Raw genomic sequence first — 24,050 nt, 5'->3', positions numbered from 1 at the left:
TATGTTTACGGAAGAGTACGATGTAATAGTAGTAGGTGGAGGTCACGCCGGATGCGAGGCTGCGGCTGCTGCAGCTAACCTGGGCTCAAAAACCCTGCTGGTTACCATGAACCTTCAGACCATTGGACAGATGTCCTGCAACCCTGCCATGGGTGGCATTGCCAAGGGTCAGATTGTCCGGGAAATTGACGCTCTGGGAGGCTACAGTGGTATCGTATCCGACCGGTCGGCCATACAGTTTAAAATGCTGAACAAATCCAAAGGACCGGCCATGTGGAGTCCCCGCACCCAGAATGATCGGATGCGGTTTGCAGAAGAATGGCGGTTGTCGCTGGAACGTACCCAGCACCTCGATTTTTACCAGGAAATGGTCAGTGATCTGATCGTTTCGGAAGATCGGGTGGTTGGGGTGCGTACCTCTCTCGGGTTGGAAATCCGTGGCCGGAGCGTGGTTCTTACCAACGGAACTTTTCTGAACGGATTAATCCATATAGGCGAAAAGCAATTCGGAGGCGGTCGGGCGGGGGAGCGCGCCGCCCGGGGCATCACCGAGCAGCTTGCAGAAATGGGCTTTGATACCGGCCGTATGAAAACAGGCACGCCGCCTCGCGTGGACGGCAGGAGCCTTGATTTTTCTAAGATGATCCCCCAGCCAGGCGATGCAGAGCCGGGTCGTTTCTCGTATCTGGACACTCCTAAACTTACAAGGCAAAGGGAATGTCATATGACGTATACGAGTCCGGAGGTACATGAATTATTAATGGAGGGGTTTGACCGGAGCCCGATGTTTAATGGTCGCATCCAAAGCATCGGCCCGAGGTATTGCCCCTCAATTGAAGATAAAATCCACCGGTTTAAGGATAAAGACCGGCACCAATTGTTTGTGGAACCGGAGGGGTGGGATACCGTTGAGGTCTATGTAAACGGCTTCTCAACTTCCCTGCCGGAGGACGTCCAGTTCCGTGCGCTGCGTTCAGTGGCGGGATTCGAAAACGTGAAGTTTTTCCGTCCGGGTTATGCCATTGAGTACGACTATTTTCCCCCCACCCAGTTACGGCATACCCTGGAGACGAAGCTCATTGAGAATTTGTATTTCGCCGGGCAGATCAACGGCACAACGGGGTATGAAGAAGCCGCTTCCCAGGGTTTGATGGCGGGGATCAATGCCCACTTGAAATTAAATGAAAAGGAGCCGTTTATTCTGCGGCGGGACGAAGCGTATATCGGGGTACTGATCGACGACCTGATTACCAAGGGCACGGAAGAACCCTACCGGATGTTTACGAGTCGTGCGGAGTACCGCACTTTATTGCGACAGGACAATGCGGATCTGCGGCTTACGGAGAAGTCCTTTCGGATGGGCCTGGCAAGCGAAGAGCGCATGCGGGCAGTGGAGCAGAAGAAGGCCCAATCCCAGGATTTGGTCGGGTTCTTTAAAAAGACCAGCTTTGTCCCGGAAGAAATCAACCCCATCCTGGAAACTGTCGGATCGAAAAATGTGGATCAGGGCGATAAATTATTCAAGGTGTTTTCCAGGCCTCAGGTGCAAATGGAGCATATGATGCAACTGGAGAGTGTATCGGAATATGTTCGGGAGAACCAACTGGGTCAGGAAGTGCTTGAGCAGGCTGAAATTGAGGTGAAATATTCCGGATATATCGAAAAGGAAAAGAACAATGCAGATAAATTGCAGCGCCTCGAGAATGTTAAGATACCGGAAGGTTTTGATTATAGTCAGGTAAAATCGCTCTCCTACGAAGCCCGGGAAAAACTCGGCCGGATCCGTCCCGCAACCCTCTCACAGGCCTCGCGGGTAAGCGGGGTATCCCCAAGCGACATCAGCGTCCTGATGGTTTTTTTGAATCGATAGTTCCACGTGGAACAATCCGGACAAGAACGCGTAAATGATGGCCGAAAATTCAACGAAACCCCCCTCGATGCTCCAGGATCCAGTTTTGACCACCAGGGACTATATGGTGAGCGGGGAGGAATTCCAACTGCACCGGCATGACAAAATACACGGCCTGCTGATGACTCATCCCGTACCCGAGGACCTGACGCGCTACTACGAATCCCGAGACTACCTTTCACATCGTGATCGTCCGGAAACGCTGTTTGGCCGATTGTATCAATTGGCCCGGGCATGGAACGTAAATTGGAAGGTCCGGTTGGTGGCAAAATTCGTCCCCGCCGGAGGGGAGATACTGGAGATTGGTACGGGACAGGGAGACTTTTTACAGGTTGCTTCCCGCCACTGGAGCGTGAGCGGGGTAGAGCCAAATAGGGGAGCCAGACATCGTGCCTTGCAGAAAAAACTCAAAGTATTTGAGAAGTTGCACGAAGTGCCCGCAGCTGCCAATGACGCGATTGTGCTCTGGCACGTACTGGAGCATATCCCCGATCTGGAAGCAACCATTTCCAATTTACTCAATCGACTAAAGCCAGATGGACGACTGATCCTGGCCCTGCCCAACCACCGTTCCTGGGATGCCCGCCACTATCGGGAATACTGGGCAGCCTACGACGTGCCCAGGCATCTCTGGCATTTTTCAAAGCATTCCGTAAAAGATCTTTTCGGCACATACGGGCTGGAGTGTATCGCTATGCGACCGATGTGGCTGGACGCCTTTTATGTGTCCTGGCTATCGGAAAAATACAAGGCCAACCGCTGGGCGGCGCTGGTGGCTCCATGGAAAGGGCTCACTTCAAACCTGGGAGCCCTGTTTACCCGGGAACCTTCCTCCGTGGTCTATGTGTTGGGAAGGAGGGGGCCGTCAGGCAACTCAGGGCCATAGCGCCCTTTTACGGGCTCAAAACAACGGCAGACACCCATGGGGTTCACGCAGGCTGTTAAATGCTCTCAAAGGCTTTAAAAAGCCCAACTTCTAAATAGACTCAGGATATGAAAACGCAAAAACAGCATAGCGTACGTCTATAGCAGCCCAAACCGCTTCCTCCATCGGGGGGCCGCATTACAAATCGGTATGGCCTCCATGCAAAAAGATAAATTGGATGGAGGTTCGACGAAAGGCCCAAATCCCCTATTTTTGCCCCGCACCTAAAAAATCAGGTACACATGAAAAAAGTAATTCTTTTGGCAGCCGCCATAATCTTGAGCAGTTGCCAGCAAAATAAAGTAGCCTACGTAGATTATGCGACACTACTGGACGGCTACAGCAAAAAGAAGGATCTGGAAGCTACTTACAATTCCCGTGCAGAAGCCTTTGCCCAACGCCGCGACAGTATTTCCCAGGCCTTCCAGATTGAAGCACAAAGCCTCCAGAACAAAACCAAGAGCATGTCCCAGCAACAAGCCCAGGAGGAATTTGGCGCCTTGCAGCAACGGGGCCAGGCAATCGGGGCACAATTGCAACAGGAGGAGCAGCGCATGCAGCAACAGGGCCAGCAGAAAATGGATAGCCTCCTCATGGAGGTCAAAGAGCGCATTGGGGAGTATGGCCAGAACAATGGCTACACGTACATCCTGGCCGGAGGAGAAGGCGGCACGGTTCTGTATGGCTCTGAAAGCCAGGACATTACAGATAAAGTGCTCGAATATCTGAACGAGCAGGCCACGCAGTAGCCTGTTGCTTAATCAGGGCCCGGGCAGCCACTGTCCGGGGGGTATCCGGGCGCCGGGATCTACTGTAACAGGAAGACCAGGAATACGGCCGGGATAAAGTAAACCGCTATCGTCTTGGCCCCGTCGTAGTCCTTGGCGAGCCGCTGGCCGAAAAGCAGCATCAGCAGGGACACGCAGGAAACAATAGCGCCCAACAGCGCGATTTTTCCGGATTCGTACAGGAGCAATTGGACCAGACCCACGGCGCAGAGAATCCCCGCCAGCATTTCTGCAATCAGGACAATAGCCAAAAGGACAGGTACCAGTCCCTGTAAAGGGGTTTCGGAAAAGTGGGAACGCAGCCAGCTCAGGTTGCCCGTCCAGTCCATTACCTTATCGATTCCGCTCTGCATAAATGTGATGATCAGAAAAAGCAGGATGAGGATTTCGGCAGCGTGTTCCAATAGCGTGTTCATGATTCCTGGATGTTTGCGGCCCGGGCGTGAAGCAGCCGGGTCAGTTTGATTGACAAATCCGTGAAAATGATCTTGGCATTCCCATTCCGCTCAATGTGGTAGAGGGCAGATTCCAGTTCGCGCACCATGGGTTGCACATTGTTTTCGTGCACGAAAGGCGCAAACTTCTGCAAGTCAAAATCCGGCTGGCGCATCTTCATATACACCAGGGCATCCGCCCGGTAGTTCATCAGCAGGGCTTGCCGGATAACGGACAGGCAGTAGGAGAGAAATTTCTTTTGCGTTTCCCGGCCGGTTTTGGCCACCTCCTCGCTCCAGAGGATCAATTCGTGGACCGCCCCCTTGTTTCCTTTGGCCTTGAAAGCCGTGCGCGTCCATTGCACAAACCATCGCTCAAATACCAGGTCCTCGCTGTCCTTGTTTAACAGGTCCAGCGCCTTGTTGAAATTTCCATTGGCCTCCTGGGCAATTTGCGTGGCTTCTTCCCGGTTGGAGCCCCGGACCACCAGGCCGTCGGCGATCACCACTTCGGGCAGGGGGGGGAAATGCAGCAGCTGGCACCGGCTCCGGATGGTTTGCAACAGAAGTTCTTCGTCCTCTGCAATCAATATGAGCACGGTTTTCGGGGCGGGCTCCTCGATGAGTTTCAGCAGTTTGTTAGCCGCCGGGATATTCATCCGTTCGGCCATCCAGACAATCATCACCTTATACCCTCCTTCATAGGATTTCAGGCTGAGTTTCTTAACGATGTCGTGCGCTTCATCCACGCCGATCTGCCCTTGTTTTTTCTCAATCCCGATAAAGCGGTACCAGTCAAAAAGGTTGCCGTAGGGCTGCTCCCGGACAAAATCCCGCCAGCGGGGCAGGTAGTGGTCGCTCACAGCGTGGCTTTTGACCGTGTCCGAATTCGCCACGGGAAAGGCAAAGTGCAGGTCCGGGTGGGCGAGCCGCTCGCATTTGGAGTTGCAGGCGGTATTGGGCCCGTCGTTTTCGCCCCCGGAATTCCCGCAGAGGATATACCGGGCATAGGCGACGGCCATCGGGAGGGTGCCGCACCCCTCCGGCCCGACAAACAACTGGGCGTGGGGGATCCGTCCGCCGTCTGCGCTGGAAGTCAGGTGTTTCTTCAGGTGGGCAAGCCCCAGAATGTCGGCAAAACGCATGGACCAAATATAGCACTTTTGCGTCGCGGCCCCGAAATTAAATGGGTTGGGGGCAAATGGTCCGTGCATTATATATTATTTTTGGGTCTGCCAATAAACCGCAACACCATGACGATTGACAAATTTGACTTCAAGGACAAGAAAGCACTGGTACGTGTAGATTTCAACGTGCCCCTGAACGAGGACTTCCAAGTGACCGACACGAACCGTATTGAAGCGGCCAAACCCACCATTATCAAAATCCTGGAGGATGGCGGCAGCGCCGTACTGATGAGCCACCTGGGCCGCCCCAAAGGCAGCCCGAACCCGGACCTGTCGCTGTCCCATATCGTCGATACGGTATCCGATATCATCGGGGTGGAAGTAAAATTCGCATCGGATTGCATCGGGGATTCTGCAGCCGCCGAGGTAGAGGCACTCCAGAGCGGGGAGATCCTCCTGCTGGAAAACCTGCGGTTCCACGGGGAGGAGGAAGCCGGCGACCGCGAGTTTGCCCGGAAGCTCTCCCAGTGGGGGGATATCTATGTAAACGACGCCTTCGGGACGGCCCACCGGCCGCATGCCTCCACTACGGTGGTGGCCGAATTCTTTCCGGAAAAGAAATGTTTCGGATACCTGCTTGCCCGGGAAATTGAAGCTATCGACAAGGTGATGGAAACCGGCGAAAAACCGGTTACAGCCATCCTGGGGGGTGCCAAGGTCTCATCCAAAATCACCATCATCGAGAACATCCTCGACAAGATCGACCACCTGATTATCGGGGGCGGGATGACGTACACCTTTGTCAAGGCCCGGGGAGGCTCCGTGGGGGATTCCATTTGCGAGCCGGATAAAACGGATCTGGCGCTTTCCATCCTGGAGAAAGCGAAGGCCAAAGGGGTGGCCGTACACCTGCCCGTGGATGTGGTGGCAGCCGATGCCTTTGACAATGATGCGGAGTCCCGGATCATGGCTGTGGACGCCATCGAAGACGGCTGGCAGGGCCTGGACGCCGGACCCGAAACCCTGGAGCGATTCCGGAAAGTGATCCTGGAATCCCGGACCATCCTCTGGAACGGCCCGGTGGGCGTATTTGAGATGCCCAACTTTGCCAAGGGGACCATTGCCGTGGGGAACTATGTAGCCGAGGCTACGCGTAACGGGGCGTTTTCCCTGGTCGGAGGGGGCGATTCGGTGGCCGCCGTGAAGCAATTTGGCTTTGACGAAAAGGTGAGCTATGTATCTACCGGAGGAGGCGCCATGCTGGAAAGCCTGGAAGGTCGCACCCTGCCGGGGATTGCAGCTATTCGGGGCAGCTAGTTCCCTCAACCAAAAGGGGGGTTGCCGCACTTTAACGGCAAAAATTTCGTTCTTATATAAAATTATGCGATTTTCGCTAACCCCCACTTCAAACACGCTGGAAATCAAATGAAAAAGCTATTTGTCGTATGCGCTCTGGCCCTGTTTGGCACGGCCTTCGGGCAGGGCGATTCCACGGCCGTTACCCGGCCCGCGGATACCTTGAAACCTCGTCCGGTGGCCGCCCGGGTTGCCGGTCTGGCAGATGTGGCGGAAGTGGCATTTTCGGCCACGGATTCCGCCCGTATGCGCGACCACGAACTCGCCGCCCGTTATGACAGCCTCTGGATGGGCGAACTCCGGCAGGCTGCCGAACGCTTTCCCGAGATGTATGAGGAAGTCCGGTTGGCTGCTTTGGAAAACGCCCCCGACAGCATCCCCTCCTTCGACACGGAGGAGTTCAAGGACCGCCTGGAACGACTCAACCAGAAGACCCCGTTTAACATCGTTTACAGCACCTCCCTGGAGAGCGTGGTGAAAACCTTCCTGACCCGGAAACGGGACCTGATGGAACGCATGTTGACGGCCAGCCAGTTTTACTTCCCGATGTTTGAGGAGGCCCTGGACCGGCACGACCTGCCGCTGGAGATCAAGTACCTGGCCATCGTGGAATCGGCCCTGAACCCGAAAGCGCGTTCGCGCGTGGGCGCCACCGGGCTCTGGCAGTTTATGTACAGTACCGGCCGTATGTACGACCTGGATGTGAGCAGCTATGTAGACGAACGCAACGACCCGATCGAATCTACGGAGGCAGCCGCCCAGTACCTGAAGCGGCTCCACGGTATTTTCGGGGACTGGGACCTGGCCCTGGCCGCCTACAATTCCGGCCCCGGGAACGTCAATAAAGCCATCCGGCGATCCGGGGGCTATACGAATTACTGGAACCTGCGGAATTTCCTGCCGCGGGAGACAGCCGGATACGTGCCCGCCTTCTTTGCGGCCATGTATATTTTTGAATACGCCGCCGAACACGGCCTGGGCTTTACCCCGGCAGAACGGCCTTATTTTGAAACGGATACCGTTTGGGTGCGGGCCACGCTTACCTTCGACCAGATTGCGCGAGTAACCGGGGTGGACAAAGAGGAAATCGCCATGCTCAACCCGGCCTTCAAATTGGGGATCATCCCGAAAATCGACGGGAAGAATTACGTGCTCCGGCTCCCCCGCAGGGCCATCGGCACCTTTGTCGCAAACGAAGAGGCCGTATATGCCCTGGCCCGGGAAGAACTCAAAAAGAAGGAAAATGCCCTGCCGCAACTGGTGGAAGCCGAAGACCGGATCCGCTACCGGGTGCGCAGCGGGGACTACCTCGGAAAGATCGCCGAACGCTACGGGGTCGGCATCAGCCAGATTAAGCGCTGGAACGGCCTGCGGAGCAACGACCTTCGGATTGGCCAGCGGCTGACCATCTATCCCAGAAAACCGGTGACCACCCCAAAGGCCCAGGCCTCCGGATCCGGGGCTGAGGTGGCGGGTAATACCGGGGAGGGTCCCCGTGTCCACGTGGTTCGCGAAGGGGATTCGCTCTGGACGATTTCCCGGAAGTACCCGGGGATCAGCATTGAAAACCTGCGGGAGTGGAACGGGATTCGCGGGAACAACCTGCAGCCCGGGACCCGGTTGAAACTCTGTAATTGCTCCTCCTGATTCCCGCATTAAAAGGAACCCGATCGAAAATGAGAAAACTAGTTATCCTGATCGCATGTGCAGCCGTTTTTTCGGCCTGTGACGATACCCCGAAGAAAAAATACAAACCGGGCTCCATCGGCGCCCTGAACACGGTGGCAGTGGTCATGCCGAACGCCATGTGGGAAGGCGCGGTCGGGGATAAGGTCCGCGAACATTTTGCCGCCCCCCTGATCGGTCTGACCTGGGACGAACCCCGCTTTAACCTGGAACACATGCCGCCCTCTGTTTTCACGGGGACCACACGCCACCGGAGGTCCGTACTTTACGTTTCTAGGGACAGCGTGACGGGGGCCCAGGTGCAGAGCGACCTCTACGCCTCCCCCCAGATGGTCGGGGTGGTCAAGGGGACTTCGGATTCCGCGATTATGGCCGCAATCGAAACCCATGCGGGCCAGATAATCGACAGCATCCGCACCATGGAGATGGAAGAGGCCCAGGAGCGTTTCCGCCGCTCGCTCAGCAAGGAGACTATCTTCCAGGACAAGTTTGGCGTCACCCTGCGCCTGCCGTCCATCTACAAGGTGGGGAAACAAGAGGAAAACTTTGTCTGGATCGACCGGGAAATCCAGAAGGGAAGCATGAATATCATTGCCTACGAAATGCCGGGCGACAGTTTTGACAACGACAGTACGTTTGTACGCGATATCGTCCGAATGCGCGATTCCATCGGAAAGCTGTACATCCCGGGCCCGGACGTTCCCGGGAAGGTAACTTATATGGGTACCGAAAAGGCCTTTGCCCCGTCTGTATTTCCGGCAGAAGTCGGGGGGAAGCCGGCAGCCGAGGTACGCGGGATCTGGGAAATCGTCAATTACCCGATGGCGGGCCCGTTCCTGACCTACATCATCAACGACCCGGAGAACAACCGCAAACTGGTCCTGGAGGGATTTACCTTTGCCCCTGCCACCAACAAGCGGGACTATATGTTTGAGCTGGAGGCCATCCTTCGGACGGTCCGTTTCGGCAATTCCCCCGCGGATTCCGCCCCGGCGGCGAAGTAGCCGGAATAATGCGCGTGGGCTGAAGACCGACGCATAAGACAAAAAAAAGCCCTGCGAACCGCAGGGCTTTTTTTAATTGTAACACACCCGATCAGTCAAACGCGTATCCGGTGGAAACCCGGAAAATAAAGGCGTACATGGTCACTATCCAGAGCGCAAAACAAAACCAGGAAAAGGCCTTGAAATAGCGCTGCAGGATCAGGTTGGTCCAGTTGCGAAATGCTTCCAGGTAAATTTCTTTAAGGAGTAATAATTTTTCCATAGGGGGCTTTTAAGTGGTTCTACAGGGTCAAAGATCAACGGACGCCTGGCGAATCCCTTAAAAATCGGGTAAAGCACGGAAAAATTAGTCAAAGCGGGACGGATTGTACGTCTGTTCGGCGAAGGGTTTAAATATTCGACGAACAGGGCGGGGACAAAGCCGTAGCCCGCAGTCTTACCGGGGCTGGGAGACGTCAATCAAAGGCAAAGCCCGTGGCGACCCGGTAGATGAAAGCGTAAAGGGCAATCAGATAGCAGGCAAAACAGAACCAGAACAGGATCCTGTAGAGATTGCGGACCACGAAGGACCCGATAGCCTGGAAGGCCTCCCGGTAGATTTCGGCGATAAGCGTGATGGTTTTCATGTGTTTGGCTTTAAAGTTTGCGGGACTACATGTCCTCGACGGCGGGACTACATGTCCACGACGATGAATTCGGACCGGCGGTTGAGCTGGTGCTGTTGGGAGGTACAACGGACGCTACCGTCGCAATCGTTCAGCAACCGGTCTTCTCCGTACCCCTTGGCGCTCTGGATCCGTGACGGGTCGATGCCGTTCTCGATCAGGTAGGCGCGCGTGGACTTGGCCCTGAGATCGGAGAGGTAGCGGTTGTAAACGCTGCTTCCCCGGGAATCTGTATGGGATTCGATGGCAATCACCATACTCGGGTATTCCTGCATCACGGCAACGAGCTTGTCGAGTTCTTCGGCGGCATCGGAGCGGATGTTGTGTTTGTCGAAATTAAAGTAGATCGGTCCGGTCTTGAGTTTGCGGACCCCGTCCTCCACGACGATCCGTTCCTGGAGTTTCCTCATGGGCAGTTCCACGTCTACCTGCTCGTTGTCCCGGGTGGCGACCTCTTCCTGTTGCTCGGAATACGTTGCTTTTTCCACCAGGATTCGGTAGCGCGTATTGCTGTCCAGGTCCTGGAAGACAAAACTTCCATCGGCCTCCGTGACAATTTCCTTAAGTTTCCGGTTATTCGCATCCAGGAGGGTGACCAGGGCTTCGGGAATCGCATCCCCGGTTACAAGGTCCGTCACCACGCCGGCAATGGCGTTCTCGTTGGTTTCCTCCGGCAACAGGCGCTGGAAGGAATACAGGTCGTCATCCCCTTTGCCACCCACCCGGTTGGAGGCAAAAAACCCCTTTTGGGTGGCCTCGTCCACGATATAGGAGAAATCGTCCTTTTTACTGTTGATGGGTTGCCCGAGGTTTTCCACCTCCAGGAACCCGATTTCCTCGTCGAAGGAAACCTGAAAAATGTCCAGGCCTCCCAGGCCAACGTGGCCGTTGGAGGAGAAGTAGAGTTTCCGCCCGGTGATAAACGGGAACATTTCCTTTTGAGGGGTGTTGATACCCGGCCCCAGGTTCCGGGGTTCCGAGAATGTCCCGTCCCCGAGGACGTCTACCACAAAAATATCCGTTCCCCCGATGGTACCCGGCATGTCGGAAACAAAATACAGCTGCTTCCCGTCCGGGCTCAGGGCCGGGTGGCCGGTGGAATAGCTCTCCCCGTTGAAAGGGAGTTCCTCGGCCTCCGTCCACTCATCCCCGACCTTCCGGGAGCGGTAGAGTTTCAGGTGGTTTACGCCGTTCTTGTCCCGGCGGAGCCTTTTCCCGTAATTGTTTCGGGTAAAATATACCGTTTGTTTGTCCGGGGAAAAGGCCACTCCGGCCTCGTGGTATTTTGTATTCAGGGTTTTTGAAAACTTCACCCCGTGTTCCAGGTTGTCCCCCTCCGCATTCAAGCGGGAAACATAGAGGTCCAGGTAGGGCTGGTTGTTCCATTTATACCTTCTGGTATGAAAGAACGCGGAATCCACGGACGACGCAAATACGATTTGGTCTTCCTGGTAGAACATCGGCCCGAATTCCGAGTACTTCGAATTGACATCCAGGTTCCGGATGCCGTATGCGGCCTCCCGGTTCAGGATATTGTCCATTACCGTTTCGCGCAGCAACCGGTTCTGGCCTGCCTCCCCCGACCTGCCTGCGTCCGTCACCTTGTCGTACAGCCGCATAATCCGACGGGCCCGGCCGTATTTGCCGTTGCCCTTCAGGGCGTGTGCGTACTTAAAGAGGTTGGCGGCGCTCATCTCGTCCCCGTACCGGTCGTAGAGGATGTCGTACCAGTGGTAGGCGCGCTCCATATCCGTATTGAAATAATGGGCGTCCGCCACTTTGCGAATAATCTCAAAAGAGTAGGCATTCTCGTCCCGGTCGAGCAACTGCTCGTACAGGCGGGCCGCCTCCGCATACCACATGATATCGAAATAACGGTCTGCCCGCTGCAACAATACGGTTCGGTTGGTCTGCTGGGGGGTTCCCTGCCCGGTTGATACCTGTATGGGCGTTTCTGCCGCGGCTTGCCGGCCGGCTTGCCCCATTGCGGATTCCTTTCCTGCAATCCCGGGGCTGGTGCCTGCCGAGAACTCGTCGGCGGGCGCCCGGAGTTCCGGTGCCGGGGAAATTTCCCCGTTGATCAGGATCCACAAGTCTCCCTGATAGTTTCCATCCAGTTGGCTGGTAGCCCCCAGGAGCGCTTCTTCCGGGATTGTATAGTGGGAGGCGTAGACGTAGTTCAGGTTGTTTTCCGGGTTGATGAAGCTGCCCGCATCCAGGCCCTGGCGCTTTAGTTTCCTCACCGAACGCCGGAGGTTTTTGCCCTCCTTGAACACCCCGACAATCAGATAAAAGCCGTCGGATACGGAGGCTGGCCGGCCAAAGCGACGCACGGGGATCCCGGCCTCGCTGGCGCGCGCGGTAAAAGCCGCTTCGTCAAAAATATTCGTACGCTCCGCCGGAAGGCCCGCTTCATAATCGGCATCGGCAGCAGCCGGGCTGTTGCCAACAGAGGCCGGGGACGCAGCCGCCCATTCGGCCCGGGGCGATTCCTGGGCCGGCAGCATACTCGCGAAGATCAGGCAGCCGGCTGCCAACCAAATTTTTAACGGGTTCTTCATCGGGGTCGGTTATGAGGGTGCTCGAAACGGAATTCAGCCCGTTCGTCTGCATGCCCCGAAAATAAGGCATCCCGTACCGGGGGGTAACTTTTTGTTGTGAACCCGGGGAATTACGTCGTGAATGGGGATTTGTTGTGGTTTTGAGGGGATTAGTGGCGGGTGAAAACGGGCCTGCGCTGGCAGCATCACGGGCCTGATCGACAAACGGAACAGGGTGGGTTTGGCGGGCATAGGCGTGAAAAAAAGGAAAGGGACGGGAATAAAAAAAGCACCCTGCAGGGTGCTTATACAATATCAAATTCAATCCGGAATGTGCGGTGGAATCCCGACCGTTCCGAAAATTCAGTCTTTCTTTTCGTCCAGCTTTTCGTCTTCGCGGGAGGCATCCTTGAATTCTTTGATCCCGCTGCCCAATCCGCGCATCAGCTCGGGGATTTTCTTTCCGCCGAACAACAACAATACCACCAGGACGATGATGGCAATCTGCCAGGGCCCAATTGCTAAGAATAATAAAAGTGCATTCATGCCTGCTTCATTTTAGGAATGTAAAGGTAATGAAAAAACATATTCCTGCCCGTTTTATTGTGGCAGAAGCCTTATTTTAGACAAATCATCTCGATTTGACTCCCGATCCATGGCGAAGAAAGATAAACGACGGAAGGAGATCAGGCGCAAACTCTTGCACAAGTATCGGCTGGTTATCCTGAACGAGAACACTTTTGAGGAGAAGATATCCTTTAAACTGAGCCGGCTGAATGTATTTGTATCCGGGTCCCTGGCCGTCATTGGCCTTATTGCGCTGACTACCCTGCTGATTGCCTTCACCCCGCTGCGGGAATATATCCCCGGCTATTCCTCCACCGCCCTGAAACGACAGGCTACCGAGCTTACCTATACCACGGATTCCCTGGTAACCGTTCTCAACTATACCAATAGGTATATTGATAACATCCGCAAAGTCCTCCGGGGGGACATCGAAAATAACCAGAGCAACCGGGACTCCGTTTTCGAGCCTTTTAAAATCGATCCCGCCCAGGTAGACCTGAGCCCGATCCGCGAAGACAGCGTCCTGCGGGCACAGGTGGCCCTAGAGGACAAGTACAATTTGTTCGAACGGCCGAGCGCCGACGGGAGCACCCTGTTGTTTGCCCCCCTTACCGGGACGGTCACCCAGGGGTACGACCCCAAAGGCCGGCACTATGCGGTGGACGTGGTAGCCCCCCGGGACACCCCGGTGAAAGCGGTTGCCAACGGGACGGTCATCTTCTCCGAATGGACGGCCGCCACCGGTTACGTGGTTATCCTGGAGCATAAAGACGGCCTCCTTTCCGTATACAAACACAACGGGTCGCTGGCCAAAGAGCAGGGCGAAGTCGTCCGCTCCGGGGAGGTCATCGCCTCGGTAGGGAACACCGGGGAGCTTACCACGGGCCCGCACCTGCACTTTGAACTCTGGAAAAACGGCAACCCGGTCAACCCGTTGAATTACATCGACTTTAATTGATTTCTATGTCCCTGAAGGCCCTGGCAGCGCGGATTTTTGCAGCAACTGTCCATTACCGGTCCCGGCGGTGGGTGCGCAACCCCCAGGCTGCCCAACTCAAGGTTTTCCGGGAATTGCTGCGGCAGGGCCGGGCGACCCAATTCGGAAAGGATCACGATTTCGGCGACATCAACACGTATGAGGATTTTGCCTCCCGCGTCCCGATCCGGGATTACGAGGAACTGAAACCCTGGGTGCTGCCCGCCCTGGAAGGGAAGGAAGACATCCTCTGGCCCGGCAGGCCCCTCTATTTTGCCAAGACTTCCGGGACTACTTCCGGGGCCAAGTACATCCCGATTACCCGGCCTTCCATCCGGGAACAGGTACGCGCCTCCCGGAATGCAATCCTGAGCTATATCCACCGGACGGGTCGGGCCGCCTTTGTGGATGGGAAGATGATCTTCCTGCAAGGCAGCCCGGAACTCCAGGAAAAGAACGGCATCAAGGTTGGGAGGTTATCCGGTATCTCGGCCCATTTCGTACCCGGGTACCTGCAGAAAAACCGCCTGCCCAGCTGGGAGACCAATTGCATTGAAGACTGGGAGACCAAGGTAGACCGGATCGTGGATGAAACGGTGGAGGAAGACATGACCGTCATTGCGGGGATCCCTTCCTGGGTGCAGATGTACTTTGAAAAATTGCGGGAGCGCACCGGGAAGGATGTGGGCGAATTGTTCCCCAACCTGGAGTTATTTATTTACGGGGGCGTGAACTTTGAGCCCTACCGGGGCCGGTTTGAACACCTGCTGGGCCGGCGGGTGGCGAGCATTGAACTCTTCCCGGCCAGTGAAGGGTTCTTTGCCTACCAGGATACGGACGGGGGCAAGGGGCTGCTCCTCTTGCTGGACGCGGGGATCTTCTACGAGTTTGTCCGGGCGGACGAATTCTTTGAACCGGGGGCGCGCCGGCTGACCATCGGGGAGGTGGAGACCGGGGTGAACTACGCCATGGTTATCTCCACGAATGCCGGTCTCTGGGGTTATAACCTGGGAGATACCGTTCAGTTTATTTCCCTGGACCCTTACCGGGTAATCGTTTCGGGCCGGATAAAGCATTTTATTTCCGCCTTCGGGGAGCACGTGATTGCCAAGGAGGTGGAATACGCCATGGAAGAGGCCCTGGAGGGATCCGGGGCAAGGGTTGCCGAGTTCACGGTGGCCCCGGTGATCGAAACCGGGGGGGAGGAACTGCCCTACCACGAATGGCTCGTGGAGTTTGAAGCCGAACCGGAGGATATGCCGGCATTTATCGCCAGGCTGGACGCTTCCCTCCAACGGCAAAACAGTTACTACTACGACCTGATTGCCGGGAACATCCTGCAACCCCTGAAGATCACCCGGATCCGCGCCGGCGGATTCCGGGAATATATGAAGTCGGTAGGAAAGCTCGGAGGGCAGAACAAGGTGCAACGGCTTGCCAACGACCGGAAAGTGGCCGACGCCCTGTACCCCTTCCGCAAATAGCAGCACCCTTCCGTGTACGAAAATTAAACGTAAATTTGCCGCAGGAACCTAACTGATGGAGACAACCCGAGCGCAGGAATCCACCAATGCTATCGAGCGCATGTACATCACCATGCGCCATTTGTTCAACCGGGGCTTCTACAAGCCCATGGGCGTTTCCGGCGAAACGCTGCGGAACGCGCTCCTGCAGTTGCGCCCGGAGATTTACGGGTCCATTGGGGAGGACAAGACGGAACTCGAAGGCCTGATGTACGTCCTGGAACGGCTGCCCGAAGGCATCGAACAGTGCCGCTTCATCAACCTCACCTCGGACGAAGGGTACGGCAAATCCCACTTCAAGCCGATCATCCCCCCAAAGAGGCGCCGGAACTGCTACCGCATTGACGAGGAGCAAATGAATATCGAGATTACCCGGGGGCGTTCCGATATCTATGACATCCTCACCCACCTGACCTTCCTCTTTGTGGAATCGGACAAAATCGGGCGCCGCGTGCTCATTGACGATGGGCCCCGGACCATCCGGGACTGGCAGAAACTCGAAAAGGCGATCGGTAAAGAGAAGCTCTCCCAGGCCGAGCGGGAGGTGGCGCTTATCCATACGGCGAACATCCTGGGACGTTCCTTTGTGGATGTCGCCGAGGTCTACGACAAACTGGCCACCAAGAAGAACCCGGCCCGCTTCCTGCAGATTATCTACTGGCTCGGCAAGCTGGCCATCGAGGAAATCACCACGGGAGAAAAACGAACCATCACCTTCAGCTCGCTCCTACGGGAACGCCTGGGCCACCACATCCACGGGGAGCGGTGGGCCAACAACATCAAGGGGGTGCTTCGGAAAGAAGGTTTACTCAACCGGCCGCTGCACATTATCAGCAGCAATATGCACAGCGTGCTAAACTCGCTTTTTGCCCGGAAGGCCCTGGCTAAAACGCTGCCCGGCAAGTCGCCCCTGGAGCTCTACGAGGCGTTGAGCCAGCCCGGAAGCGCCAAGCTCCGTGAGCTGGTAACCTCCCGGGCGGTCAAAAACGGGATGATACCCATCGACGACCTGTCCGGCACAAACATCGACGTCCAACTCTTCGACACGGCCCGTCTGGGCCCGGATGCCTGCTGCTATGAACTGGCGGCGGAGAAGGAAGCGGACAAGCCGGTGATCCTGGTCATGGACTACGCCTTCGGGGAGCAGGCTTTCGAGACGATCGACGAGTTGCTGAAGCCCTACAACATGGACGGGAAACTCCACTATATGTCGGTGGACTCCATTTCAATCATGGGAAAGGCAGGGATCCTGGAGGGCGACAAAGGCGACCTGATGATCCCATCGGCCCATATCTTTGAAGGCACGGCCGACAACTACCCGTTCCGGAACGAACTTTGCAAATCGGATTTCGAGGGGAACGGCTTGCGCGTTTTCGAAGGCACCATGGTAACCGTCCTGGGGACCTCCCTGCAGAACAAGGACATCCTGAGTTTTTTCCACGATTCCACCTGGAACGTCATCGGCCTGGAGATGGAGGGGGTACACTACCAGAAGGCCATCCAATCGGCTTCCCGCATCCGCAAGAGCATCCGGGAGGACGTGAAGGTGCGGTACGCATACTACGCCTCGGACAATCCGCTCAAGACCGGCCATACCCTGGCCTCCGGGGGGCTGGGCACCACGGGCGTCAAACCCACCTACCTGATTACCGACAAAATATTGAAACAAATTTTTAATTCGTAAGTACGTATGAACGCAAATTCCAATAACACGTCTCAACCTGAAGACCAGATTGACATCGGGCAATTGTTCGATGGTGTAAGGAACGGGTTTCGAGTTGTTTTCCGGGGTATTCTAAAAGCTTTATTATACCTGGTAAAAAGGTTTTGGATCTTTTGCCTGCTGGTAGTAATCGGTCTTGGTTTAGGATGGGGCCTCGAAGGCTTGACGAGCGATTCCTTCAAGACAGAAGTAATTGTACGGCCCAATATGGAGAATAAGAACTATCTGTACGATGCCGTTTCGGAAATCCAGGCGAACCTACAAGCCGAAGATTCCTCGTTTTTCGAAGCACTCGGAATTCCGGGGCTTGCAGCCGATAAGTTTCAAATTGAAATCGAACCGGTTAATGAAGGGGCAGAAAGCCTCAACAACAAAGACTATCTCAGGTATTTGGAATTGCTCGAAAATTTTCAGGCCGATCCGACGATTTCTGAGGTCATACGAGAGGAAATTCTGGATAAGTCCGGTATAAACCACCGAATTATATGCACCTATCCAGATCCGGTCAGAGGGCCCGAATATGCAAAAGCCATATTAGAGTATATAAATTCCAACACCTACTATGGCAAACTGGTTGAGGTACGCCAGGAGAATAGTGAGGATCGTATAGCCTGGAACTACCGCCTGATAGGCCAGGTAGACTCGCTTATTTCCGGCTACACGGCTAGTCTGATGCGCGAAGAGGTTCAAGCCCCGAACCGGATCGTTCTCGAGGGAAGTGATGGAGTTGAGCCAACCTCTCTATTACAACTTAAAAGCACGTTGCTACGCGAAATCGAATCCAACCGTTTTACATTGGCCAGGGAAACGCAGCCTGTCCAGATCATGAACTTCGGACGGTCACAACGCGTAAACCCAACATTTTTGGCCAGGCCCCTTATTCTGGTTCCGCTAGTCTTATTGTTGTTGTACCTGTTGAAAGATTTTTTTGTTTTTATGATTAAAAAGGCCCGGGAACTGGAAGCATGAGGAAGCCTGCCACCGAAAAGCGAACAATACTAATTACCGGAGGCGCTGGGTTTATCGGGTCGAACTTTATTCATTACCTGGCTTTAGAGCGGCCGGATTGGCACATAGTAAATCTCGACAAGCTTACGTATGCCGGATCCTTGGACAACCTGGACGGGCTGAATCCGGATTTTCAATACGATTTTATTCAGGGAGATATAACGGATGGGGGGCTGCTTAACCGCCTTCACCGACGTTATCATTTCGATGGGATCGTTCATTTCGCAGCCGAATCTCATGTGGACAATAGCATTGCGTCCCCAGAAACTTTTGTAATGTCCAATGTTATGGGCACCTTCACATTACTCGAGGCCGCCCGTAAATGGTGGATGCCAAAGGGTCGAAGTGCATGTCAGGGACGATTTTTGCATATTTCAACGGATGAAGTTTTTGGCGAGCTTGGCAAAACAGGTGTTTTCTCAGAAACAAGCCCCTATAGACCAAACAGCCCATACAGCGCCTCGAAGGCAGGGTCTGACCACCTGGTCAGGAGCTATGTAAAAACCTACGGGATGGACTGTATTACCACCAATTGCTCGAACAACTACGGCCCCCGTCAGCACCGGGAAAAATTTATTCCCACAGTGATAAACACAGCGATGACAGGGAAGGAAATCCCGATTTACGGTGACGGCTCCAATATCCGGGACTGGTTGTTTGTTAAAGACCATTGCGAAGCGCTTCTTGGCATTTTTGAATACAGCGATCCCGGGGAGCACTACCTGATCGGCGCCAACAATGAACAAAACAATTTGGATCTGGCACGACTTATTTGCCAGAAGCTTGACGAGATCGTACCGTCGCTGGGGGGAAAATCCTATACGGATCAAATTCGGTTTGTTGAAGATCGCCCCGGGCATGATATCCGTTATGCGGTAGATCATTCGAAATTAACCGGCGAGCTTGGATGGAAGCCCGTCACTACTTTTGAGTCGGGTTTAACCGAAACAATTCACTGGTATATCGGGAAATTAAATAAGAAATTATGAAAGGCATTATACTCGCCGGCGGTTCCGGCACGCGCTTGTACCCGATGACCATTGCCCTCAGTAAGCAATTGATGCCTGTTTACGATAAACCGATGATCTATTACCCGTTGGCTACGCTTATGCGTGCGGGAATACGGGAAGTCCTGATAATTACAACACCCCGGGACTCTGGACTATTTCAAAAGCTACTCGGTGACGGCAGCCAACTTGGATGCCGCTTTGAATATGCAGTTCAATCACATCCAAGAGGAATAGCTGACGCTTTTAACATCGGCAGGTTGTTCATCGGCGAGGATAATGTGGCACTCATCCTTGGGGACAACATTTTTTACGGTTCTTCCCTGCACCAACAACTGTCCGAGAGGCTGAATCCGGACGGAGGGGTGATTTTTGCCTACCATGTCAATAACCCGAGGCGCTACGGGGTTGTTAACCTCGACGCCACGGGTCAGGTAGATTCCATAGAAGAAAAGCCCGAAAATCCCCGTTCCAATTACGCCATTCCCGGGATTTACTTTTACGACAATGAGGTTTTGGATATCGTCAAGGGCATTCAACCTAGTCACCGAGGCGAACTGGAAATTACGGATGTTAACAAGGCATACTTGAAAATGGGAAAGTTGCACGTCTCTGTACTTGACCGGGGAACGGCCTGGCTGGATACCGGCACCGTATCCTCACTAATGCAGGCGTCGCAATTTGTCGAAGTAATCGAGAACCGGCAGGGTCAGAAGATCGGGGCAATCGAGGAGGCTGCGTTTGAAATGGGTTACATCGGGGAGGCTCAATTGCGACAACTGGCCGAACCGCTGCGAAGCAGCGGATATGGAGAATATTTATTAAGCCTCATTCAACACACCTGAAGGACTTGTATATTGAAACTTTCAAAGACGGAAATAGTCGGATGTTACCTAATTGAACCCACCATTTACAGAGACGACAGGGGTTTTTTTATGGAGTCCTACAACAAGGCGAAATTCGAAAAGAATCTCGGCCTGTCTGTGGACTTTGTGCAGGACAATCATTCGGTTTCTTCCCGAAACGTACTTCGTGGCCTGCACTATCAAAAAGGACAATGGGCTCAGGCCAAGTTGGTACGCGTGGTACGCGGAAGGGTCCGGGATATTGTTGTGGATCTCCGGACTGACAGTCCAACGTTCGGAAGGCACGTGGCTGTTGAACTTTCATCGGACAACTCCCGGATGCTCTGGATACCCAAAGGACTCGCTCACGGTTTTCTGAGCCTTGAGGACGATACGACATTTTGTTACAAATGCGATGCCTACTATAACCCGAAAGCCGAGGCTGGCATTCGGTTCAACGATCCGGACCTGGATCTGGACTGGGGGGTTCCGGAATCCGAGATCAAACTCTCGCCAAGGGACCGAGCACTTCCGTTTTTTAGAATGTTGAAATAATGACCTCTGTAATTGTAACCGGCGCAGACGGCCAACTGGGAAAAAGCATTCAAGCCAGAATTGGGAGTTACGACGAAATCAACGGCGTTTTTTTATCAAAGGAGTCCCTCGACATAACGCGTGTGGAAGAAATCAGAAAACGATTCAAGGAACATGCTCCGGAATACTGTATAAATACGGCGGCTTTCACCGAGGTAGATGAGGCAGAAGTAGCAGAAGACAAAGCCATGGAGGTCAACGCCTGCGGGGCAGAAAATTTGGCCAGAGCTTGCGCCGAATTCCGGGTTATACTGATTCACTTGTCAACAGATTATGTTTTTGACGGGAGTAAACCGCACGGCTATCGACCTACTGACAAACCAAATCCGATCAATGCATATGGTCGTTCCAAATGGGAAGGGGAAAAGCGTATCGGTAAGTGTCTGGACAGGTATTTTATTATTCGCACTTCCTGGTTGTATTCCGAATATCCTCCGAATTTCTTTACAACAATCCTCAACCGCCTTAATAAAAATGAAAACTTGGAAGTAACTGACCAGCAGCGAGGCTGTCCTACAAAGGCCGGGAATCTAGCAAAATATATTCTGGAGCTCATTACCTCTGATGATCAGGATTTTGGGATCAGGCATTTTACAGACGGGGAGCCGATGACCTGGTACGAATTTGCCCTGCGGATCAAGAATAGATATGCTCCCGATAGTACGTCAAAGATTCGAAGGGGAAATAATTATCGTAGTTTTGCCAAACGGCCGGAATGTAGTATTCTTCTTCCATAACAAAAAAGTATCATACCCAATATGAGCAAGATCGCATTGATTACCGGAGTTACAGGTCAGGACGGGGCGTACCTGAGCGAATTCCTCCTGAAAAAGGGCTACGAAGTACATGGCCTCAAAAGGCGTTCCTCCCTGTTCAACACAGATCGTATCGATCACCTCTACGAAGATCCGCATGTTGAGAATCAGCAGTATTTCCTCCATTACGGGGATATGACGGACAGCACCAACCTGATTCGGCTCATTCAGGAAATTCGGCCGGATGAAATTTACAACCTGGCGGCGATGAGCCATGTGCATGTTTCTTTTCAAATTCCGGAATATACAGCAAATGCTGATGGAATAGGAACGCTTCGGATTTTGGAAGCAGTTCGGCTTCTGGGTCTGGAAAAACACACGCGAATATATCAGGCATCCACTTCGGAACTCTACGGAAAGGTTCAGGAAGTCCCGCAAAGTGAAACCACTCCCTTTTATCCACGAAGTCCGTATGCAGTAGCAAAGATGTATGCCTATTGGATTACTGTAAATTACCGTGAGGCTTATGGGATGTTCGCATGCAACGGCATATTGTTCAACCACGAGTCGCCAATTCGTGGCGAAACATTTGTGACGCGTAAAATCACCCGGGCCGTTTCACGGATCGCACTAGGCCTTCAGGAGAAATTTTATCTCGGGAACCTGGATGCCCGACGGGACTGGGGCCATGCAAAGGATTATATCCGGATGATGTGGATGATCCTGCAGGCCGATGAACCTGAAGACTGGGTAATAGCGACGGGAACCACTACAACTGTAAGGGATTTTGTTCGCATGAGTTTCCGGGAAGTGGGAATAGAACTGGAGTTTAGGGGAGAGGGTGTTGAGGAAAAAGCCTATATCAGTTCCTGTTCAGATCCTGATTACCAGATACCTGTGGGTAAGGAAGTGCTCAGCGTTGACCCGAAATACTTCCGGCCTACAGAGGTGGATCTGTTGATCGGGGATGCTTCGAAGGCAAAAAATAAACTGGGCTGGGAACCACATTTCAACCTCGAGGATCTGGTTCGGGATATGATGCAATCCGATCTGAAATTCATGAAAAAAGAACAATACCTCCGGAAGGGGGGGTATACGATTATGAATTACTTTGAATGAGCCCCATGCATAAACAAGATAAAATATTTGTAGCCGGCCACCGCGGAATGGTGGGCTCAGCCATTTGGAGCGCGTTGGAAAGTAAAGGCTATACCAATCTCATAGGCAGGAGTAGCCGTGATTTGGATTTGCGGGATCAGGCTGCGGTCAATGAATTTTTTCAATCGGAAAAGCCTGAGTTTGTAATTGATGCGGCGGCGCGGGTGGGGGGTATCCTGGCAAACGACACCTACCCTTACCAGTTCCTGATGGAGAACCTGAGCATCCAGAACAATCTCATCCAGGCTTCACATGAGAGCGGGGTCACAGGATTTATTTTTCTTGGGAGTTCGTGTATCTATCCGAAATTAGCACCGCAGCCACTTGGAGAAGACAGTTTGCTCACCGGGCCGCTTGAACCGACGAATCAATGGTATGCCATTGCCAAAATTGCCGGAGTTAAACTATGTGAGTCTATCCGAAGGCAATATGGAAAATACTATATAAGCCTGATGCCTACGAATCTCTACGGGCCGAATGACAACTTTGACCTGAAAACATCCCATGTTTTGCCGGCGATGATCCGGAAGTTTCACGAAGCGAAATTAGCGGATCATAAAAGCGTAGACCTTTGGGGATCTGGAAAACCAATGCGGGAATTTCTTCACGTAGACGACCTGGCAGATGCTGTGGTTTATGCCATGGAAAATAAATTGCCTCATGATCTGTATAATGTGGGGACCGGCCGGGACCTAACCATTCGGAGCCTGGCCAAGTTGATACAGGAAATTGTGGGCCATAAGGGAGCGATTCACTGGGATATGGATAAACCCGACGGAACGCCGCGAAAACTCATGGACGTCAGTCGCCTGAAGGAATCCGGGTGGACCGCATCCATTGGTTTGGAAGATGGTATCCGGTCTACTTATGATTGGTTTTTGAAAAATCAGGATATGTATAAACAGGTACGACTTTCTTGATTCAATGAATACCCGAAGCCTCATGTACCGTATTAAAAACCTCGGCCTCTTTAAGGCCGGGTGCTCATTCTGGGGGTTCTTTGTTATATTAATCTTGTTCTGTGGTTGCCGAAACCCGGATTCGTCGTGGATTCAAAGCGAGCCGGGGAATAGCGTTTTGGATCTTGAGTATTTTAACGACACGCTGGGGTTGATCGTTCGGGACATACGGGTTTATCCCCAAAGCAACTCAAAACGATACCAGGTTCGGGTGTATTTAGAAGAAACCCGTCGATCGGAGCATTGGTCGGATCATAGCTTTTACCTGCATTTTTATCCTAAAATTAATACAGAGGCCCAGGGTGGATTTTATCCTGCGCAAGCCACTCCTTCTGAAGTTCGGCGGGGGATATGGGTGTTTACGGGCACTTTTGAGTCGGATCTTGAGCGGTTTGAGATGCTGCGTTTTGGATTGGTAGACGGAAATCGGAGGCGATTGTTTACGCTTGCTGTTGATTCGATTCCGATCCGCATCAGATAGTATTATTTACAATAATGAAG

At 53.6% G+C, this 24,050-nt stretch carries 23 protein-coding genes; 17 read left to right on the top strand and 6 right to left on the bottom strand.

Annotated elements, in window-relative coordinates:
* Position 1: 1 nt before the first annotated feature.
* The 3 genes from mnmG (at position 2) to RB2501_RS03410 (ending at position 3,583) form a co-directional block, all read left to right on the top strand.
* Positions 2-1,870 carry a tRNA uridine-5-carboxymethylaminomethyl(34) synthesis enzyme MnmG gene (gene mnmG, locus RB2501_RS03420; RefSeq protein ID WP_041326939.1) on the top strand — a complete coding sequence of 623 codons (1,869 nt, stop codon included), beginning with the start codon at positions 2-4 and terminating at the stop codon, positions 1,868-1,870.
* A 67-nt stretch (positions 1,871-1,937) separates the two neighbouring features.
* The gene (locus tag RB2501_RS03415) at positions 1,938-2,795 is read left to right on the top strand and encodes a class I SAM-dependent methyltransferase (RefSeq protein WP_049764829.1); all 858 of its coding nucleotides are present in this window, start codon (positions 1,938-1,940) and stop codon (positions 2,793-2,795) included.
* Between the two features lie 281 nt (positions 2,796-3,076).
* Positions 3,077-3,583, top strand: coding sequence for an OmpH family outer membrane protein (locus RB2501_RS03410; protein ID WP_015753346.1), 507 nt, complete (start codon positions 3,077-3,079; stop codon positions 3,581-3,583).
* 59 nt (positions 3,584-3,642) lie between these two features.
* On the opposite strand, the gene RB2501_RS03405 is transcribed toward RB2501_RS03410, so the two are convergent.
* Both RB2501_RS03405 and RB2501_RS03400 read right to left on the bottom strand, forming a co-directional pair.
* The gene (locus RB2501_RS03405; RefSeq protein ID WP_015753345.1) at positions 3,643-4,038 is read right to left on the bottom strand and encodes a hypothetical protein; all 396 of its coding nucleotides are present in this window, start codon (positions 4,036-4,038) and stop codon (positions 3,643-3,645) included.
* Positions 4,035-5,201 carry a DNA polymerase III subunit gene (locus RB2501_RS03400; RefSeq protein WP_015753344.1) on the bottom strand — a complete coding sequence of 389 codons (1,167 nt, stop codon included), beginning with the start codon at positions 5,199-5,201 and terminating at the stop codon, positions 4,035-4,037. The genes RB2501_RS03405 and RB2501_RS03400 overlap by 4 nt, the downstream gene beginning before the upstream one ends.
* Positions 5,202-5,309: 108 nt before the next feature.
* Between RB2501_RS03400 and RB2501_RS03395 the strand changes: the two genes are divergently transcribed.
* The 3 genes from RB2501_RS03395 to RB2501_RS03385 all read left to right on the top strand — a co-directional run bounded on the left by RB2501_RS03395 (position 5,310) and on the right by RB2501_RS03385 (position 9,229).
* Positions 5,310-6,500: a phosphoglycerate kinase gene (locus RB2501_RS03395; RefSeq protein WP_015753343.1), complete on the top strand. Its 1,191-nt coding sequence runs from the start codon at positions 5,310-5,312 to the stop codon at positions 6,498-6,500.
* A gap of 108 nt (positions 6,501-6,608) precedes the next feature.
* Positions 6,609-8,186 carry a LysM peptidoglycan-binding domain-containing protein gene (locus RB2501_RS03390; protein WP_015753342.1) on the top strand — a complete coding sequence of 526 codons (1,578 nt, stop codon included), beginning with the start codon at positions 6,609-6,611 and terminating at the stop codon, positions 8,184-8,186.
* Between the two features lie 29 nt (positions 8,187-8,215).
* Positions 8,216-9,229, top strand: coding sequence for a DUF4837 family protein (locus tag RB2501_RS03385; protein ID WP_015753341.1), 1,014 nt, complete (start codon positions 8,216-8,218; stop codon positions 9,227-9,229).
* Between the two features lie 91 nt (positions 9,230-9,320).
* On the opposite strand, the gene RB2501_RS16185 is transcribed toward RB2501_RS03385, so the two are convergent.
* From RB2501_RS16185 to RB2501_RS03375, 4 genes are all read right to left on the bottom strand, one after another.
* Positions 9,321-9,491 (bottom strand): DUF6747 family protein, encoded by a 171-nt coding sequence (locus RB2501_RS16185; RefSeq protein WP_015753340.1) that lies wholly within the window; start codon positions 9,489-9,491, stop codon positions 9,321-9,323.
* 193 nt (positions 9,492-9,684) lie between these two features.
* Positions 9,685-9,855: a DUF6747 family protein gene (locus RB2501_RS16180; protein WP_015753339.1), complete on the bottom strand. Its 171-nt coding sequence runs from the start codon at positions 9,853-9,855 to the stop codon at positions 9,685-9,687.
* 47 nt (positions 9,856-9,902) lie between these two features.
* The gene (locus tag RB2501_RS03380; RefSeq protein ID WP_238528097.1) at positions 9,903-12,455 is read right to left on the bottom strand and encodes an OmpA family protein; all 2,553 of its coding nucleotides are present in this window, start codon (positions 12,453-12,455) and stop codon (positions 9,903-9,905) included.
* A gap of 342 nt (positions 12,456-12,797) precedes the next feature.
* On the bottom strand, positions 12,798-12,980 hold the full coding sequence (locus RB2501_RS03375) for a twin-arginine translocase TatA/TatE family subunit (protein ID WP_015753337.1): 183 nt from the start codon (positions 12,978-12,980) through the stop codon (positions 12,798-12,800).
* Between the two features lie 109 nt (positions 12,981-13,089).
* On the opposite strand from RB2501_RS03375, the gene RB2501_RS03370 reads away from it, so the two are divergent.
* The 11 genes from RB2501_RS03370 to RB2501_RS03320 are packed head-to-tail and all read left to right on the top strand — an operon-like array spanning position 13,090 to position 24,030.
* Positions 13,090-13,959: a M23 family metallopeptidase gene (locus RB2501_RS03370; RefSeq protein WP_015753336.1), complete on the top strand. Its 870-nt coding sequence runs from the start codon at positions 13,090-13,092 to the stop codon at positions 13,957-13,959.
* 5 nt (positions 13,960-13,964) lie between these two features.
* Positions 13,965-15,461, top strand: coding sequence for a GH3 auxin-responsive promoter family protein (locus tag RB2501_RS03365; RefSeq protein WP_015753335.1), 1,497 nt, complete (start codon positions 13,965-13,967; stop codon positions 15,459-15,461).
* A 55-nt stretch (positions 15,462-15,516) separates the two neighbouring features.
* On the top strand, positions 15,517-17,184 hold the full coding sequence (locus RB2501_RS03360) for a DUF6909 family protein (protein ID WP_015753334.1): 1,668 nt from the start codon (positions 15,517-15,519) through the stop codon (positions 17,182-17,184).
* A 6-nt stretch (positions 17,185-17,190) separates the two neighbouring features.
* The gene (locus tag RB2501_RS03355; RefSeq protein WP_015753333.1) at positions 17,191-18,192 is read left to right on the top strand and encodes a hypothetical protein; all 1,002 of its coding nucleotides are present in this window, start codon (positions 17,191-17,193) and stop codon (positions 18,190-18,192) included.
* Positions 18,189-19,220: a dTDP-glucose 4,6-dehydratase gene (gene rfbB / locus RB2501_RS03350; protein ID WP_015753332.1), complete on the top strand. Its 1,032-nt coding sequence runs from the start codon at positions 18,189-18,191 to the stop codon at positions 19,218-19,220. Before RB2501_RS03355 ends, rfbB begins: the two co-directional genes overlap by 4 nt.
* Positions 19,217-20,083, top strand: a complete 867-nt coding sequence (gene rfbA, locus RB2501_RS03345) for a glucose-1-phosphate thymidylyltransferase RfbA (RefSeq protein WP_015753331.1) — start codon at positions 19,217-19,219, stop codon at positions 20,081-20,083. The genes rfbB and rfbA overlap by 4 nt, the downstream gene beginning before the upstream one ends.
* Positions 20,084-20,095: 12 nt before the next feature.
* Positions 20,096-20,638 carry a dTDP-4-dehydrorhamnose 3,5-epimerase gene (rfbC, locus tag RB2501_RS03340; protein WP_041326937.1) on the top strand — a complete coding sequence of 181 codons (543 nt, stop codon included), beginning with the start codon at positions 20,096-20,098 and terminating at the stop codon, positions 20,636-20,638.
* Positions 20,638-21,414: a dTDP-4-dehydrorhamnose reductase gene (rfbD, locus tag RB2501_RS03335; RefSeq protein ID WP_015753329.1), complete on the top strand. Its 777-nt coding sequence runs from the start codon at positions 20,638-20,640 to the stop codon at positions 21,412-21,414. Before rfbC ends, rfbD begins: the two co-directional genes overlap by 1 nt.
* A gap of 21 nt (positions 21,415-21,435) precedes the next feature.
* Complete coding sequence (gene gmd, locus RB2501_RS03330; RefSeq protein WP_015753328.1) at positions 21,436-22,551, top strand: GDP-mannose 4,6-dehydratase; 1,116 nt, start codon at positions 21,436-21,438, stop codon at positions 22,549-22,551.
* 5 nt (positions 22,552-22,556) lie between these two features.
* The gene (locus RB2501_RS03325) at positions 22,557-23,510 is read left to right on the top strand and encodes a GDP-L-fucose synthase family protein (protein WP_041327452.1); all 954 of its coding nucleotides are present in this window, start codon (positions 22,557-22,559) and stop codon (positions 23,508-23,510) included.
* 22 nt (positions 23,511-23,532) lie between these two features.
* Entirely contained in the window at positions 23,533-24,030 is a 498-nt protein-coding gene (locus RB2501_RS03320; RefSeq protein ID WP_148214280.1) for a hypothetical protein, read from the top strand.
* Positions 24,031-24,050 lie beyond the last annotated feature (20 nt).

It is taken from the genome of Robiginitalea biformata HTCC2501 (assembly GCF_000024125.1).
In the GTDB taxonomy this organism is placed as follows: Bacteria; Bacteroidota; Bacteroidia; order Flavobacteriales; family Flavobacteriaceae; genus Robiginitalea; species Robiginitalea biformata.
The sequence above is the reverse complement of the archived record's forward strand: the minus strand, read 5'-3'. Positions and strand labels throughout refer to the sequence as shown.